This is a genomic window from Streptomyces sp. NPDC002868 (genome assembly GCF_055563295.1).
On the sequence record NZ_JBVHDR010000027.1, the window covers coordinates 1 to 15419 of the forward strand.

At 69.8% G+C, this 15419-nt stretch carries 10 protein-coding genes; 8 read left to right on the forward strand and 2 right to left on the reverse strand.

Annotated elements, in window-relative coordinates:
• The coding region (locus tag ACZ3H8_RS37250) for a type I polyketide synthase (RefSeq protein ID WP_467409357.1) at positions 1–1443 on the reverse strand (1443 nt) is incomplete at its 3' end.
• A 355-nt stretch (positions 1444–1798) separates the two neighbouring features.
• Here ACZ3H8_RS37250 and ACZ3H8_RS37255 point away from each other — a divergent pair.
• Genes ACZ3H8_RS37255 through ACZ3H8_RS37265 form a run of 3 tightly spaced genes read left to right on the forward strand, consistent with a single transcriptional unit; the run spans position 1799 to position 4982 of the window.
• Positions 1799–3211 carry an NDP-hexose 2,3-dehydratase family protein gene (locus ACZ3H8_RS37255; protein ID WP_467409358.1) on the forward strand — a complete coding sequence of 471 codons (1413 nt, stop codon included), beginning with the start codon at positions 1799–1801 and terminating at the stop codon, positions 3209–3211.
• Between the two features lie 2 nt (positions 3212–3213).
• Complete coding sequence (locus ACZ3H8_RS37260; protein WP_467409360.1) at positions 3214–4212, forward strand: Gfo/Idh/MocA family protein; 999 nt, start codon at positions 3214–3216, stop codon at positions 4210–4212.
• A gap of 2 nt (positions 4213–4214) precedes the next feature.
• Positions 4215–4982, forward strand: a complete 768-nt coding sequence (locus ACZ3H8_RS37265; RefSeq protein WP_467409362.1) for an NAD-dependent epimerase/dehydratase family protein — start codon at positions 4215–4217, stop codon at positions 4980–4982.
• Here ACZ3H8_RS37265 and ACZ3H8_RS37270 read toward each other — a convergent pair.
• Positions 4958–5674 carry a VC0807 family protein gene (locus tag ACZ3H8_RS37270; RefSeq protein ID WP_467409364.1) on the reverse strand — a complete coding sequence of 239 codons (717 nt, stop codon included), beginning with the start codon at positions 5672–5674 and terminating at the stop codon, positions 4958–4960. The genes ACZ3H8_RS37265 and ACZ3H8_RS37270 overlap by 25 nt on opposite strands.
• A 1025-nt stretch (positions 5675–6699) precedes the next feature.
• On the opposite strand from ACZ3H8_RS37270, the gene ACZ3H8_RS37275 reads away from it, so the two are divergent.
• From ACZ3H8_RS37275 to ACZ3H8_RS37295, 5 genes are all read left to right on the forward strand, one after another.
• Entirely contained in the window at positions 6700–9492 is a 2793-nt protein-coding gene (locus tag ACZ3H8_RS37275; protein ID WP_467409365.1) for a helix-turn-helix transcriptional regulator, read from the forward strand.
• Between the two features lie 472 nt (positions 9493–9964).
• The gene (locus ACZ3H8_RS37280) at positions 9965–10750 is read left to right on the forward strand and encodes a LuxR C-terminal-related transcriptional regulator (protein WP_467409366.1); all 786 of its coding nucleotides are present in this window, start codon (positions 9965–9967) and stop codon (positions 10748–10750) included.
• 443 nt (positions 10751–11193) lie between these two features.
• Entirely contained in the window at positions 11194–12591 is a 1398-nt protein-coding gene (locus ACZ3H8_RS37285) for a hypothetical protein (RefSeq protein ID WP_467409368.1), read from the forward strand.
• Complete coding sequence (locus tag ACZ3H8_RS37290) at positions 12588–13709, forward strand: DUF917 domain-containing protein (protein ID WP_467409369.1); 1122 nt, start codon at positions 12588–12590, stop codon at positions 13707–13709. Before ACZ3H8_RS37285 ends, ACZ3H8_RS37290 begins: the two co-directional genes overlap by 4 nt.
• Complete coding sequence (locus tag ACZ3H8_RS37295; RefSeq protein ID WP_467409371.1) at positions 13706–15229, forward strand: PucR family transcriptional regulator; 1524 nt, start codon at positions 13706–13708, stop codon at positions 15227–15229. The genes ACZ3H8_RS37290 and ACZ3H8_RS37295 overlap by 4 nt, the downstream gene beginning before the upstream one ends.
• The last annotated feature ends 190 nt before the right edge of the window (positions 15230–15419 follow it).

The following is a 15419-nucleotide window of genomic DNA, read 5'->3' on the forward strand; positions in this document are numbered from 1 at the left end:
CTCCACACACGACGCCAACCGAGCCGCCTGAGACACCAACGCCTCAACAGAACGCCCAGAAACCACCCACGGCACCACAACACCCGACGACGACGCAGACTCCCCCTCGTCAGCCTGCTCCGTCGACCCCGCTCGCTCCACAATCAGATGCGCGTTCGTTCCTCCCATGCCGAACGAGGACACGCCCGCCACGAGCGGCCGCCCCTCCCCCGTCGGCCACTCGCCCGACTCCGTCTGCACGCGCAGGTTCAGCCTGTCGAGCGGGATGTCGGGGTTGGGCGCCGCGTAGTTCAGGCTCGGCACGAGCCGGCCGTTCTCCACGCACAGCACCACCTTCAGCAGCCCCGCGATCCCGGCGGCGCCCTCCAGGTGGCCGATGTTCGTCTTCACCGACCCCACCCGCAGCGGGGCGCTCCGTCGCGGGTCGGTGCCCAGAGCGGCGCCGAGCGATGCCGCCTCGACGGGGTCGCCGACCTTGGTGCCGGTGCCGTGCAGCTCGACGTAGTCGACGTCGCCGTGCCGGATACCGGCGCGTTCGCAGGCCAGGCGCAGCACTTCCTCCTGCGCGGAGACGTCCGGAGTGGTGAGGCCGTCCCCACCGCCGTCGTTGTTGACCGCTCCGCCGCGGATCACGCAGCGGATGTGGTCACCGTCCTCCAGCGCCTTGGCGAGCGGTTTGAGGACGACAAGACCGCCGCCCTCGCCGCGTACGAACCCGTTGGCCCGGGCGTCGAACGTATGGCAGAGGCCGTCCGGGCTCAGCGCGCCGAGCCGGGCCATGGCGATGGTGGTCTCGGGTACGAGGTTGAGGTGCACACCACCCGCGAGGGCGACTTCGCAGTCTCCGCGGCGCAGGCTGTCGCACGCCGTCTGGACCGCGACGAGCGACGAGGACTGGGCGGTGTCCAGGATCATACTGGGCCCGCGCAGACCGAGAAAGTAGGAGAGGCGGTTGGCGATGAGTCCGCGGTTGAGGCCGGTCGGCGTGTGGTGGTCGAGCGCCTCGGTGCCCTGTTGGTGCACGAGTATGGCGTAGTCCTCGACGGTGGCTCCGATGTACACCCCGGCCCGGCGGCCGTTGAGCTGCTCCGGCCGGATGCGGGCGTTCTCCAGGGCCTCCCAGCCGAGTTCGAGGGCGAGTCGTTGCTGTGGGTCCATCGCCTGCGCCTCGCGCGGTGACACCCCGAAGAATCCGGCGTCGAACGCGGCGACGTCGTCGAGGAACCCACCTCGTGCGGGCTCGGAAACCCCGGTTTGTGCGAGGAGTTCGGCGGTCCACCGGTCCGGGGGCGCTTCGGTGATGGCGCTCCTGCCTTCGCGGAGGAGTTCCCAGAATGCAGCAGGGTCGCCCGCCCCGGGCAAGCGGCAGGACAGGCCGATGACAGCGATCGGTTCAGCGTGCGGCGATGGAATCGTGGAGCCCGCGGTTTCCGACCCGTTCATCAATCGCACTCCCAACACCCGAAGCGACACACGGTCACGGCTTGACGTCACCGTTCCACAGCGCCGGCTTCGAAAAGGGGGTCGAAGGCAGGCTCTAGGGGAACTCCTAGGCGGGGCGGAGACACTTTCCGCACGGCCCTGAACAGGGCTTCCAGACCGGATACGCGGCCCCGGCCCGGGGGTCTTGCGCCCCCAGACCACCGGGAAACCGCTCGGCTCCATAGCCGCGCGGCCGTCGGCGGACAAGGCGCAGAGACTAGGTGAATGCCGGTGCACCCCGGTGCAGGCTGCAACGGGAGAGGGCGGCAGTCCAACTGCCGTACACACGCCGGCACGGAGAGGCACAGCGATGCATATGGACAGGGCAGCGGAGTTGTTGCGCACACCCGGCTCCGCACTGTCGTCCCACCCGGCTGCCTCGCTGTCCTCCCGACTGGCCGCCTCCGCCCTGGCCACGGGAGGCGAGGTGATGAGCAACGAGGCGTTCCACGCCTGGTTCGAGGAGCGACAGCGCAAACATGCGCTCCGCGTCACCCGCATCAACTTCGATGAACTGCAGGGCTGGAACTTCGATCCCGCAACCGGAAACCTGCGGCACGACAGCGGGCGTTTCTTCTCTGTCGAAGGCATCCGGGTCCGCTCCGACTACGGGTGGGTCCGCGAATGGTGCCAACCGATCATCCACCAACCGGAGATCGGCATACTCGGCATCGCGGTCCGCGAAATCGACGGAGTGCTGCACTGTCTGATGCAGGCCAAGCCGGAGCCGGGGAACGTCAACGCGGTACAGCTCTCCCCCACGGTGCAGGCCACCAAGAGCAACTACACCCGGGTGCACGGCGGTTCCGCCGTCCCGTACCTGGACTGTTTCATCGACCCCGATCCGCTGCGGGTCGTGGCCGATGTGCTCCAGTCGGAACAGGGTTCGTGGTTCTTCCGGAAGCGCAACCGCAACATGGTGGTCGAGGTGGGCCCCGAGGTCGAGGCGGGCGAGGACTTCTGCTGGCTCACTCTGGGACAGCTCGGCGCGCTCCTGCGCCACCCCGATCTGGTCAACATGGATGCCCGTACGGTGCTGTCCTGCTTCCCCGACTGGCGGGCCGACTCGGGGACGGCGGGAGCCGGTGCCGGCCTGCACTCCGACACGGAGATCCGCAGCTGGGTCACCGGGCGGCGAGCCACGCGCCAGATCACCACCGAGCCGCTGCCCCTGCGGGAGACGGAGGGCTGGCACCGCTCGGAGAAGGCGATCTCGCACGAGAGCGGGCGTTTCTTCAGCATCGTCGCTGTCGATGTCAGCTCGCACCGGCGCGAGGTTCCTGCCTGGTCGCAGCCACTGCTCGAACCGCACGGGCTGGGGGTGGCCGCGCTGTTGGTGAAGCGGATCCGCGGCGTACCGCACGCCCTGCTCAGTGCACGGGTCGAGCCGGGGTTCCTCGATGTGGTGGAGCTCGGCCCTACCGTGCAGTGCACCCCGGAGAGCTACGCCCATCTTCCGTCCGAGGACCGCCCCAGGTATCTGGATGCCGTACTGGACCGCCGTCCGGAGCGGACGCTTTTCGATGCCGTGCTGTCGGAGGAGGGAGGCCGCTTCCACCACGCCCAGAACCGCTACCTGATCACCGAAGTGGACGAGGACTTCCCGACCGCCACTCCCGAGGACTTCCGTTGGGTGACGTTGTGCCAGATCAACGAACTTCTGAAGTACAGCCACCATTTGAACGTGCAGGCCAGGACCCTGGTCGTGGGTATGAGGACGCTGCTGTAGCCGTGCCGGTCCGGTTCGGCGTCCTCGGTACGTCGTCCATCGCCCGGCGGCGTGTGCTGCCGGCGATGGCCGCGAACGAGGACATCGACCTGGTCGCGGTGGCCGGGCGCAGCCATGCGAAGGCCCGGAGCTTCGCCGACCCGTTCGGCAGTTGTGCCGATGCCGATGCCGAGGCGCTGCTCGGCCGCGCCGACATCGACGCCGTGTATGTCTCCACGCCCACTTCCACGCACCCCGAGTGGACCGCGAGGGCCCTGGCGGCGGGCAAGCACGTCCTGGTCGAGAAGCCGATCGCCACGACGGCGGACGAGGCGTACGAACTGGTGCGGCTCGCCGAGGCCCGCGGACTGGTGCTTCGGGAGAACTTCATGTTCCTGCACCATCCGCAGCATGACACCGTCCGCGACATGGTGGCTTCGGGCAGGCTGGGCGAACTGCGCGGTTTCAGCAGCTCGTTCTGCATCCCGCCGCTCCCGGCGTCGGACATCCGCTATGTGCCGGAATTGGGCGGCGGGGCGCTGCTCGACGTCGGGGTATACCCGCTGCGCGCCGCACTGTCGATGCTCGGCCCGGGTCTCGGCGTGGCAGGGGCAGCGCTGCGGGTGCGGCCCTCTGACGGGCTCGATCTCTCGGGAGAGGCGCTGGTGTACTCCCCGTCCGGGGTGCTGGCGAGCCTCACCTTCGGCTTCGAGCACGCTTACGGCTCGCGGTACACGCTGTGGGGCAGCCGCGCCCGGATCACCGTGGACCGCGCATTCACCCCGCCCGCGTCCTTTCAGCCCTCGGTGGTGCTCGAGGAACAGGATCACGAGGAGACGTTTCGGCTGGGGCCGGCCGACCAACTCGCCCGCTGCCTCTCGTCGTTCGCTGCGGCCGTACGCACCGGCGGTGGCACCTCGCCCGGGGAGGCGGCCTGGCATGCGGGGGCGGTGGCCACGATGGAGCTGGTGGACGCGATCCGAGAGCGGGCTGTACACGTCACTGTCGAAGGAGAGGAGTAGCGATGGACATCGTCGGCAGAGGGTTCTTGGCCCGGCACCTCTCCGAGGCGTTCTCAGGGAGATTTCCCGAGGTCTCCGCATTCGCGGCCGGGGTGTCGAGCACCTCGGTGACGGCGGCGGAGGAGTTCGACCGCGAGGCGGCACTGCTGTACAAGGAGCTGCGGCGGTGCCGGGAGGAACGCCGCATGCTGCTGTTCTTCTCCACGGCCTCGTTCGCGATGTACGGGTCACAGCACGAGCCGGCCGCTGAGGACGGGCCGCTCTTCCCGCCGACGACGTACGGGCGGCACAAGCTGGCGCTCGAGTCCAGCATCCGGTCGGCCCGGGTGCCGCATCTGATCCTTCGGGTCAGCCATCTGGTGGGCCGTCACCAGCGCGCCCATCAGCTGTTGCCCGCGATGACCCGGCAGGTGCAGTCGGGTTCCGTCTCGGTTTACGAGAGCGCTTACCGCGATCTGCTGGACGTCCGCGATCTGGTGTACGTGATCGGGCGGCTGCTGGAGGACGGCGCAGAAGGCGACACCGTGAACGTGGTGTCCGGTACACCGGTGCCGGTGGTCCGGCTCGTGGACGGCATCGAGGAGCGTCTCGGCCTCTCCCCCCGGCGGGTGCAGGTGCCGGCTCAGGGAAACGTGGTGCGCACACCGGTGTCGACGCAGCAGCTGGAGAAGCTCGTACCGGGCTTTGGCGTGGAACGCGTCGGCACCGGATACCTGGAGCGGATGCTGGACGCCTACCTGCCGTACTACGCGTCACTGCCGGCATCGTGAGCGCGGTCGGGCTCGTCCTCGCCCGCTTCCCCGAAGATCATCCGCAGAGTACCTGTCCGCGCCAGGACGATCTGCGTGATCACCTGCAGGACGACATAGGTGACGCCGTACAGGGCTCCGTCGAGCGCCGGAACGGTGTCGACGGGCAGGGTGTACGCGAAGACGACGCGTAGCACGGCATCCACGATCAGCCCCAGGCCCCACAGCCAGGTCAGTCCCCGCCACACCCTGCGGAAGAGCGGAGTGGTGCACCACAACCGGTCGAGGAGTTGCGCCCTTCCGGGCACAAGCGCTTCCAGAGCACGGTAGGTGAAGGGCCGTTTGAAGGTCAGGGTGGCGAGCATCCACAGCGCGGCCAGGCCGGTGATCCAGCCGCTCCGGGCGAGCGCCAGACGCAGGTCGCCACTGATCAGCGAGCCGACGGCGGCGGCGACCACGACGGTAAGGACGAACAGCCCGATGGTGTCCACCTTGCGGTGCCTCACCATCGTATGCACGGTGTGCAGCGCGGGCGGCGCTCCGCTGAGGAGCAGGGAGACCAACTCGCTCAGGCCCGCCGCACGCAGGATGTAGTACAGCCCGACCGGAAGCACCACGTCGAACAGGATGGTCCGCCCGAACGTCCCGCCCGGGGAAGCGGTGGTGTCGCTGCTCCGTTCCGGTACTGGGTTGTCCTGGCCTGCCGAAGTCATGTGCGCTCCTTGCGTTCTTCGACCGTGCGAGGCCGTCCGACGCCGGCCAGGGCGCGGTCCGCGTGGCGGGATCGAAGATGTCTGCGAGTTGACCCGATTCTGCGGGCGTTTGCACTGGGGTTTTCCCTGGACCTGACGCCTTGCGGCAGACCTCGAGCCGGGGCAGCCGGCCGCTCTGCGGCACCGGTTCCGCACCCCTCGCTCCGACGCTGCTTGGCGATGCGCTTGACACCTCCCGCCCCAGGTTCCACGATGACTCCCTGAACTTGTCAGACAGCCAGACAGGAGTCCGAGGGCCTTGAGGATGCGACCGCCCGTTCCCACCCCTCAGCGTGCCCGCGCGGACCGACCGCAAGCCGCCGACTGCCCTCCCGGCAAAAGCGGATCCTCAGATCTTCCTCAAGAGCGTTGCACCGCACACGAGTTCCGTGCGCATCATGGGGCACATCGTTTACACCTCAGTAGTCCCGAAGCCGGATTTCTGATTGCTGTTACCGCGTGATCCGCGGTACGCAGGCGCCGCCCGGAGCCGGGGCATCACCAAGTATGAATCCCCACGAGAAATTCATGCTGGACGCCCCTCAACCCTCCCTGGAAGCCATGCCGTTGGGCGTTTCGTGTGCCCCTTCCGAGACCGGAAGGGCAGCTCTTCGATTGACGCCCTCACGAAGAGTTCGCCACCCCTCCAGCGGGCTTCGCCGAACCACGTGGACAGCCTTGTCGCGGAGAGTGAAGAAAACCCCGCACAGCAAACTCTATTTGACTGGTGAACCAGTGGGTAGCGCCAAGGGACTTGGCTATCCGCAGTTCCTTCTTTCCAGCCCCATCTGCGAGCCGTGCGGGCACCATCGCGGTGCCATGCCCGTATCCCTGCGCGCCCTGTGGATTTCGTGCGCCCCGGTGCGGCATTCAATACAACGGACTTGCGCCGCCCTCCCACCGTCTCCACACTGCGCACACAGGGTAGACACGCTCCGCATGCACCGCTGCGACATCACCTCGCGGCCTGGAGGGATCTGAACCTGATGTTGCTGGACCGGGAGGCCGAGCTGGGCCTGGCGGCCGCCGCCGTGTGTACCGCGCGGACCGGGCGGGGCGCTCTGATGCTGGTCAGCGGCCCGCTGGGCATCGGCAGATCAGCCCTCCTCGACGCCATCGGCGAACTCGGTGCAGCTCAGGGGTTCGTGCGCCTGCGGGCGAGCGCGGCGCCGATGGAGCGTGACTTCTCCCTCGGGGTGGCCCGCCAGCTCCTCGAACCGGCACTGCGGCACGCCTCACGGGAGGCGTTGGCTCGCTGGACCTCGGGGCCGGCGCGCCACGCTCGCACAGCCCTCGATGCCGGCTGGCTCGGCGGCGCGGATCCGGACAAGACCGTCCTGGGCGGCCTCACCGCGCTCATCGAGAACATCGGTCGCGACCGGCCGATTCTCATGCTCGTCGACGAACTGCAGTGGGCGGATCCCGCGACCCTCCACTGGTTGCGGCACCTGGGCGGGCGGCTGGCCTCCATGCCGGTCCTGCTCGTCTGTGCTGTTCGCCAGGGCGACACGCTCACCGAGCATCCAGCCGTCCAGGGAGTCATCGGGTACGCCACGCACGCCTTGCGCCCAAAGAACTTCACTCTCGACAACTCTCGCGAGCTGATCCGGCAGCACTACCGGGAAGAGGCGGAAGAGGCGTTCGTCATGGCCTGCCACGCGGCCTCCGGCGGCAACCCCCTGTTCCTCGGGTCCCTTCTGGCGGACGCCGCGTCCCGGGGCCTCCATCCGACCGCGGAGCATGCGCAAGCCGCCGCCGCGCTCCGGCCCTCACCGCTGCGGCACCGGCTACTGCTGCGCCTGGACGCGCAGTCGGAGCAGGTCAGGCGAATGGCGCGGACCATAGCCGTACTCGGCGACGACGCGGACCCCGAGCTGCTGAGCAGGCTGGCCGAGCTGGACACGGTCGGGCGGGATCAAGCCCTCCGGCACCTTTCGTCGCTCGGCCTGATGACCCACCGGCGGCGCCCCCGATTCGTACACCCCGTCGTGCAGGAGGCCGTGGAAGAGGGCATGCCCCTGGCGGAACGGACCGCCATGCACGCGCTCGCGGCCGAGTTGCTGCACCGGGCAGGCCGCCCGCCCGAGCAGGTGGCGAAGCATCTCATGGCCCTCACCGCACCCACGTACGCCTGGGCCATCGAGGTGCTGCGCTCAGCGGCCTACTCCGCGCAGAGCAGGGGCGCACCCGAGGCCGCCGCCCGCTATCTGCGGCGGGCGCTGCTGGTCAGCCCACCGGGCAGCGACCGGGCGAAGCTGCTGGTCGATCTGGGCACGTCGGAGCGGAGTTTCGCCCCCTCCGCATCCGTACGCCACATAGCGCAGGCTGTAACGCTGCTCGATGAACCGGTGGAGCGCGCCCAGGCCGTGGTGCGGTTGGCGCCGACCGCGTTCTCCTCCACGGTGCGGCCCATCCATGAACTGCTGCGCGAGGTGGCGGACGCTCTGGGACCCGACCGGATGCGCGGGCCCGACCGTGAGCTGGCGCTGCGCCTCGAGGCCCGTATCAGGCAATCGGCCCTGTCGGTCCCGGTGCAGCTGGCCGATTCCGTGGCCCGTCTCGTCGGTCTGGGCCCCGAGCCGAGCACCGGCACCCGGGCCGAGCGGGAATTACTGGCGACGCTGCTCGGGGCCGCGACATTCGCCAACGCGTTGCCCGCGCAGGAGGTGGCGCGGCTGGCGAACCGCATCCTGGAACGGGAGCCGGCCTTCCCCGCGTATGTGCACACCACGTTGCCCATGTTGGTGACGAACCTCGTGGCGGCGGACTCCATCGAGACCCTCGGTTCCTGGCTCGACGCGGCCCAGCAGAACGCGGCCGGGCGGCAAACGCCCCTGGAACAGGCGCTGATCGGCGCTGAGCAGGCGCTCGTCTCACTGGCCCGCGGCCGTGTCACGGAGGCCAAGGAGCGGGCGCTCGCGGCCTACGACCTGGCGGGGGCGGAGCACAAGGAGGTCTTCACCGTTTCGGCGATCGCCCTCGCCTCGGTCGCGATCCATACCCAGGACTCCAAGCTCGCCGAGTGGCTGCTCGCGGGCAGGTACCGGGCCGCGGAGGAACCGTACCTGTGGTCGGCGCTCACCATGCTGAGGGCGAAGAGCGCAGGCCGGCAGGGCGATCTGAGCACGGCCCTCTCCCACTTCCTCGACGTCGGTCACCGTCTTGAACAGTGCGGTTGGCGTAATCCCGTGCTGCTCCCCTGGGCATCGTCCGCCGCGCTCGTGCACCTGCGCCTCGGCGACCTGAAGCATGCCGCCGAGCTGAGTTCCCAGGAGCTGGAACAGGCCCGTGTCTGGGGCGCGCCGGCGGCTCTCGGCCGGGCTCTGCGCGTGCACAGCCGGATCGTCGATGGCCCGGGGAGCAGGGAACTGCTGCTGGAGGCGGTTGACGTGCTGGACCTGTCCGCCAACCGCTACGAACTGTGCCTGGCGCTGCTGGAATTCGGCGAGCGGTGCGGCCCGGCCGACGTCCGTGGCAGGGCGGCTCTGGACCGTGCGCATGCGGAAGCGGTCGAGTGTGACGCCCCCTGGCTGGCCCGCCGCACGGAGGCGCGGCTCGCCGAGGCAATGCCGAGTACCCGAGCCACGCGCGGTCAACTGACCCCGGCGGAGCGGAAGGTCGCCGAGCTGGCCGCCTCGGGGCTGACGAACCAGGTGATCGCCGACGACCTGAACATCACCTGCCGGGCCGTGGAAAAGCATCTGACGAATTGTTACCGAAAGATGTCAATCAAAGGACGGGCAGTTCTCGCTGCTTCATTGCGGGAACTCGACCAGTAGTCCGACTCTCCCTGGACGGCCACCCCTTACTGACCGGTGAGTAATCTTACTGAGCGGTTGGCAACTTACTGACCAGTGAGTAATCGCATCGGGCGTGGTATCCCACTACGCGCTGCAGCCGTGCGCGCGCCTCCCTTTGCGGTACCGCAGGCTTCACTTCGAAGCGTCGGCTCGCTCCCGTAATCCAGTCGCAACAACGAGTTATTGCTACTCCACCGTATTGACACCGAACCACCGCACCCAACCCCGCAACGGGTACCGAACCATCGCACCGAGACACCACAGTGTTTTGCTCATTAGCACATGTCGCGTTGACTCTCGGGACGCGACGTTCCTACGCTCTGGTCCGCGGAATACCACTGCACAGAAAGGCACTTCGCTCCAGATATTGAGGAAGCGGAGACGGTCAAAATGCCTCATCCGATCTGTCAGATTTCCCTGGTGTGCCGACCGCAGAAAGACGGTAGCTCCCTTGACCCAGCATTACGCGGACCCGATGACCCCTGCGGCGGCCCCTCACGCCGCAGTCCCCCACACCGCCGCCGCGCCCGACCAGCCCACCCTCGGGGTGGGACGGCGCTCCCCCGAGCATCAGCGGGCCTGCATGGCCAGCCTCGACGCCTCGCTGGCGATCGTTGCCGCCGACGCGGACTTTCTCCGGCTCTTCGGCCATGACGCCGCCGAAATGTGCGGCCGCAGCCTCTACACGCTGCTGCATCCCAGCGCTCCCGGGCTGCTCAACCGGCACTTCACCCGCCTGGCCGAGGGACGCCGCGCACGGTTCGTGGAGCGGATGGTGGGGATCCGGAGCGAGGCGGCGCCCTTCTCGGGCGAACTCACCGGCGTAGCAGTGCAGAGCGAGTCCGAACAGGCACCGTCGTTCGTCGTGGTCATCCGGCCCGACGACGAGTCGGTGTCCCTCGCCGGCCAGGACGACGCGCCGGCCCAGCGCAGGCAGCTGCTCACCCAGCTCGACGCACAGATACTCGAGGGCGTCGCGAGCGGCGCCTCCACCGTGCAGCTCGCCGCCCGGCTCTACCTCAGCAGGCAGGGCGTGGAGTACCACGTCGGCCTGATGTTGCGCAGGCTCAAAGCGCCCAACCGCGCCGCGCTGGTCGCGCGGGCGCACTCCATGGGCATGCTCACGGTCGGCAGTTGGCCGCCCCGGGTCATCTCCGAGTTCGTCAAGGACGCGGACAACCGGCGCGGTCGCAGGCCGGACACCCCCGCACAACGCCCGGCGGCGGCCCGCCCCTAGGCCGCGGCACATCGCGCGCGGCCGACCGCGCCGGCCGCGACGAGCCGGCGACGGCACCGCTGTGCACCGTCCCCACCAGTAGACCGCTCCCGTGTGTGGGGTTTTCCCCAGAGGGAGTCCGGCGAAGATGGGGATGCCGCTGACGCGGCTGCTCATGGTCCGCACACCCCCCTCCGGCGGCCGGGAGCAGCGAGGACGGCGGCAAGGCCGGCACCGTACATATCCGGCCGGAGGCGCACCCGGCTCCGCGAGGACGGCCCAATCCTCGCGGGGTCGGTGTGCGGCTCGGACAGCGCACAGGCGGCCGCTTCTCGATATCGGCTCCCGACAAGCAGGTGCCCTCGATGGACGCTTGCGTCCAGGCCATCCCCCTTTCGGCGCTCCTCGGGCAGGATGTGGTGGGATCGCCCCCGTCCGCCCGCCGAGAACGCCTGGGAGACCGCATGCGCATCGGGATCCGGCTGACTCCCTCGCGGGCACATGCCGCGCTCGTGGACGAGGAGCACGTCCTCGCCTCGGCCTCGGTTCCGCTCGCCACGGTCTGGACGGAGCCGCTTGCGACCCTGCTTCACGAACTGAGCGCTGCGGCTCCGGCCGTCGTCGACTCGGTCACCTGGGATGTCTCCGCCGTATTCAAAGCCTCCCTCGAACAGGCTGCGGGGGCCGGCACCCTGCCGCGCTCCGACTCCGCAACGGTGATACGCCGCCTGCGGGCCCAGCCGGTGGCAGCGGTGCGGGTTGTGCCCCGCCGCAGCCTCCCGGGAGCCGGCAGACATCCTGCGCCGCTGGTGGGGGCACTGGTCGCCTGGCGTGACACCGTCATCGGAGGGCACGACCTGTTCGGCAACGAACTCGCCGAACTCGATCTGGCGGCTGCCGACCGGTGCGCGGACAACGCCCGGTCGGCGGGGCTGACCACACTGGCGATCACCGCGACGGGGGCAGCCGCACTGGCCACCCACGAAGAAGCCGTCGCGGCCCGGCTGCTGGAGCGCTGCCCCGACATGCGGCTGTGCCTGTCGCACGAGGGCGGAGGGCTGGGGCTGCTCGAGCGCGAGGCGACGACGGTGGTCAACGCCGCGCTGCTGAATGTGGCCGAGGAGCTGGTCGGCCGGAGCGAGCGCGCCACAAAGTCGCTCGGCTCCGGCCGGACGTCCTGCTGGTTCGCCACGGGGGACGGCGGCCGGGTGCCCGCCGAACGGCTGCGCCGGTCCCCCGTCTCCGGACTGACCGCGAGCGGCGCGACCGCGCTGATCGGAGCGGCCACACTGTCCGGCAGCGCGGACGCGCTGGTGGTGCTGACCGGCGCGTCGGGCGTCGCCATGGGGCAGATACGCGAGGGCCTGCCTCATGTGGAGTCCGACCTCGCGGGGCCCCTCGGGGTGCGGATGTCCGCGCCGCAGCCCGTACTCACCGCGAGCCGGGTGGACGGGGCGTCCGCCGTCGCCACCCTGCTCAACGACCACAGCCGCCGTACGACGGATGTGGTGGCCGTGCTCGACGAGGGCTGGTCGCACGTCGCGCAAGAGATCCACAGGGCCGCGGAGAAGGTGCCGGTCCTGGTGGATCCGGGCGCCGACCTCAGGGCCGTCGGCGCTGCCTGCACGGAACCGGGCGCCTGGCTCGACCTGCTGGTCGCGGTCCAGGGCACCGAGGAGCTCGATCAGTTGCAGACACGGGCCGAGCAGCAGGCGCGCACCCTGGTCGCGGCGAACGGCGCCAGTCCGGGAAGCGAGCGCATCGTCAGATCGGCGGCCACGGTGGTCGGCTACCTCCGCGCCAACCTCTACCGCCTGCAAGTACGTGCGAGCAGCAGGCCCGAACCGAAGGGCGAGCGGTGAACGACGACACGGCGGTCGATCCGGCGAAACCGGTGCGGATATCGGCCGAGGATCTGCCGGCCATGGTGGCGGGCAACCAGCTGATGTGCTCGGCCACGGGCGCGGCAGGCGTGGACGGGGTCACGGTCTGTGTCGAGGAGCTGCTCCAGCGGCACGGCCCGGTGTCGCTGGTCGACATCGACGACCTCCCGCCCGACGCCCTGTGTGCCTCGGTGGGCGCGGTCGGGGGATTCGCCCCGCTGATCGAACTCCCCCCATGCGGTGACGAGTTCGTGTTGGTGGTACGAGCCCTGGAGGCGCGTGTCGGCCGCAGGATAGACGCCTTGGTGTCACTCAACGCGGCCGGGCCCAACGCCCTCTTCCCCATCGCCGCGGCGGCCGCGCTGGGGCTTCCGCTGGTCGACTGCGACGGTATGGGGCGGATCCTGCCGCTGATCCACCAGACGACGTACGCGCTCGCAGGGCTTCCCGTCACACCGCTCGCAGCGGTGAGCCAGACCGGCGACGTGGTAGTGCTGGAGACCGGCTCGGTTCGGGCGGATCCGCTGCTGCGCGGTGTCGTGGATGCCTCGGGCGGTTTCATGATCTGCGCCATGTACCCCGCGACCGCCGGGCAGTTGAGCCGGTCCGCCATCGTGGGGTCCACCAGTCGGCTCATGCGGGTCGGCAAGCTCCTGACCGCGGTTTCCGACCGCCGGACGCTGCTCGGCGACCTGGCCCGGACGGTGGGTGCGGGCGTGCTGGCAAGCGGCCGGGTCGTGGAAATCGGGCGCGCCAGCCGATCGGAGGGCACGCGTCACTACCCGTCCATGCCGAGCACCATCGTGGTGGCCGAGCATGGCGGGACCGACCGGATCGTCCGCCTCGAGGCGCAGAACGAGCTACTGCTCGCGCTGACAGACGGGGCGGTCGCTGCCGCGGTGCCGGATCACCTGTGCCTGTTCGACCGTCAGAAGCTGCGTATTGTCGGCCTGGAGTGGGTGGCCGTTGCCGATGATGTGGACGTACTCGTGGTACCCGCGGCGCCGATGTGGCATACGCCCGCCGGGCTCGCTCTGGCCGGACCGCGCGCGTTCGGCATCCCGGTACGTCACCCCACCGAGGATGATCCGCGGTGAACCGCACCCGCTCGTCCGAGCCGCTGACCGTGGCGGAGCTGGTGCGCTGCGGCCCCTTGGCCCGGGCAGGCTCCTTCGCCACTCGCCACCAGGACCGGCCGGTGACCGGAGTGAGCCTGATATCCGAGCTGGAGAAGGCGCAGCGGTGCGAGCCGAACACGGCGCTGGTTGTGCACCCGGCGGCGGCGCACGGCATCTGGGCGCTTGAGTCGGTGCTGCGCCACGCCTGGGAACGGAACGCCTCGTGCGTCGTGGCCCCTGCGGAGATCGCTGTGACCAGCTCGACGATCCAGCTCGCCGAGCGGCTGCGGATTCCCCTCTTCACCGTGGCCGACCCGGCGCAGCAGGCGCTGGAGCTGGCGGCGGCAATCGCGGACACCGAAGCTGCGCGGGCCCGCCTGATGGCGCGCTGCGCCGTGCTCTTCGGCGAGCACGCGCGTCTTCGGGACATCGTCGGAGTGATCAACACGGAGGTGCCGGGGGTGAGCGCCGCACTGGTCACCGAGGACGGGCATGTACTCGCCGGGCGGTCGGCCGCCGGCCGGGCGGACAACGAGGCGTACCGGGTACGGGTCGCGGTGCCCGGTCCCGACGGGCGCCCCTGGGCGGCTCTCGTGGCACAGCTCGCCGCCTGGTCCCCGTCCTGGGTGGAGACGGTCGAGACGATCCTGCGCCTTGCGCGGGCCCCGCTGGTCGCCTCCGTCGCCGGGCTGCGGCTCTCCCTCGCGCAGCAGGCGAGCAAGGACCGCCTGCTGCTGGAGACGCTGCTGCGGGGTTCCCACTCGGTGCCCGGCGCGAACGGTGCCATGACGCCTTTCGGGGATGACGGGACGAACGACCCCGAACAGCTGGCCCGCGAAGCGGGATGGCGCGTCGAGGGGAACCATGTCGCCGTGGCCCTGCGGCCCGCCGATCCGGACGTGTCCGCCTTCGAAGCGGCCGTCCCGGTGGTGGTCGCGGCCTGGCAGGAGGCTTTCCCGTACGCACCGATCGTGCCTAGAGGGAACCGCTGGGTGGCCTGGTTCACCGATGAGGGGATGGAGCCGCGTGAGGTCGCGGAGCAGGTCAGGCGGAAATGGGCCTCGGCCCGCGTCCCCATCCGCCTGGCTGTCGGCATCGGCCGGGTCGGCGAGGGCATGGACGGTATCCGGCGCTCCGTGGGCGAGGCGGAGCTGGCCGCGGCAGCGGCCGGGCAGCTGGGTGGCGGACCCATCGAGTTGTACGCCGATCTGGGCCCCCGCGCGGTCCTGGCCTGCCTGCCGGTGGCGGATGTCGCGACGGCGGCGCGGGTGCTGCTCGCCGATCTGATCGCGGACCCGAAGGCGGATGTCCTCATCACCACGCTGGCGACCCTGCTGGACTGCGGGGGCTCGACCGGCCAGGCCGCTGCCAGGCTCGGCCTGCACCGCAACACCATGCTCGGCAGGATCGAGCGTATCCGGGCCTGCGGGGTGGACCTCGAGTCGCCCGATCAGCGGCTCGCCCTCCATGTGGCGTGCTACACGCTGCTGAACACCTGAGAACCCACCGGCTTCAGCGCATCTCCGCCATTCACTGACAAATTGATGCCACGTCAGCTCAGCCGAGGATTCAACGGCAGGTGGCGATCCCGGCCGCGGGCGGTAGCACCCATGCGGTGCTTGCCGCAGGTGGCAACGCCGGGGACCGTTCTGCGGGATTTGCCGGCACGCGCATCCGAGCGTCAAGGAA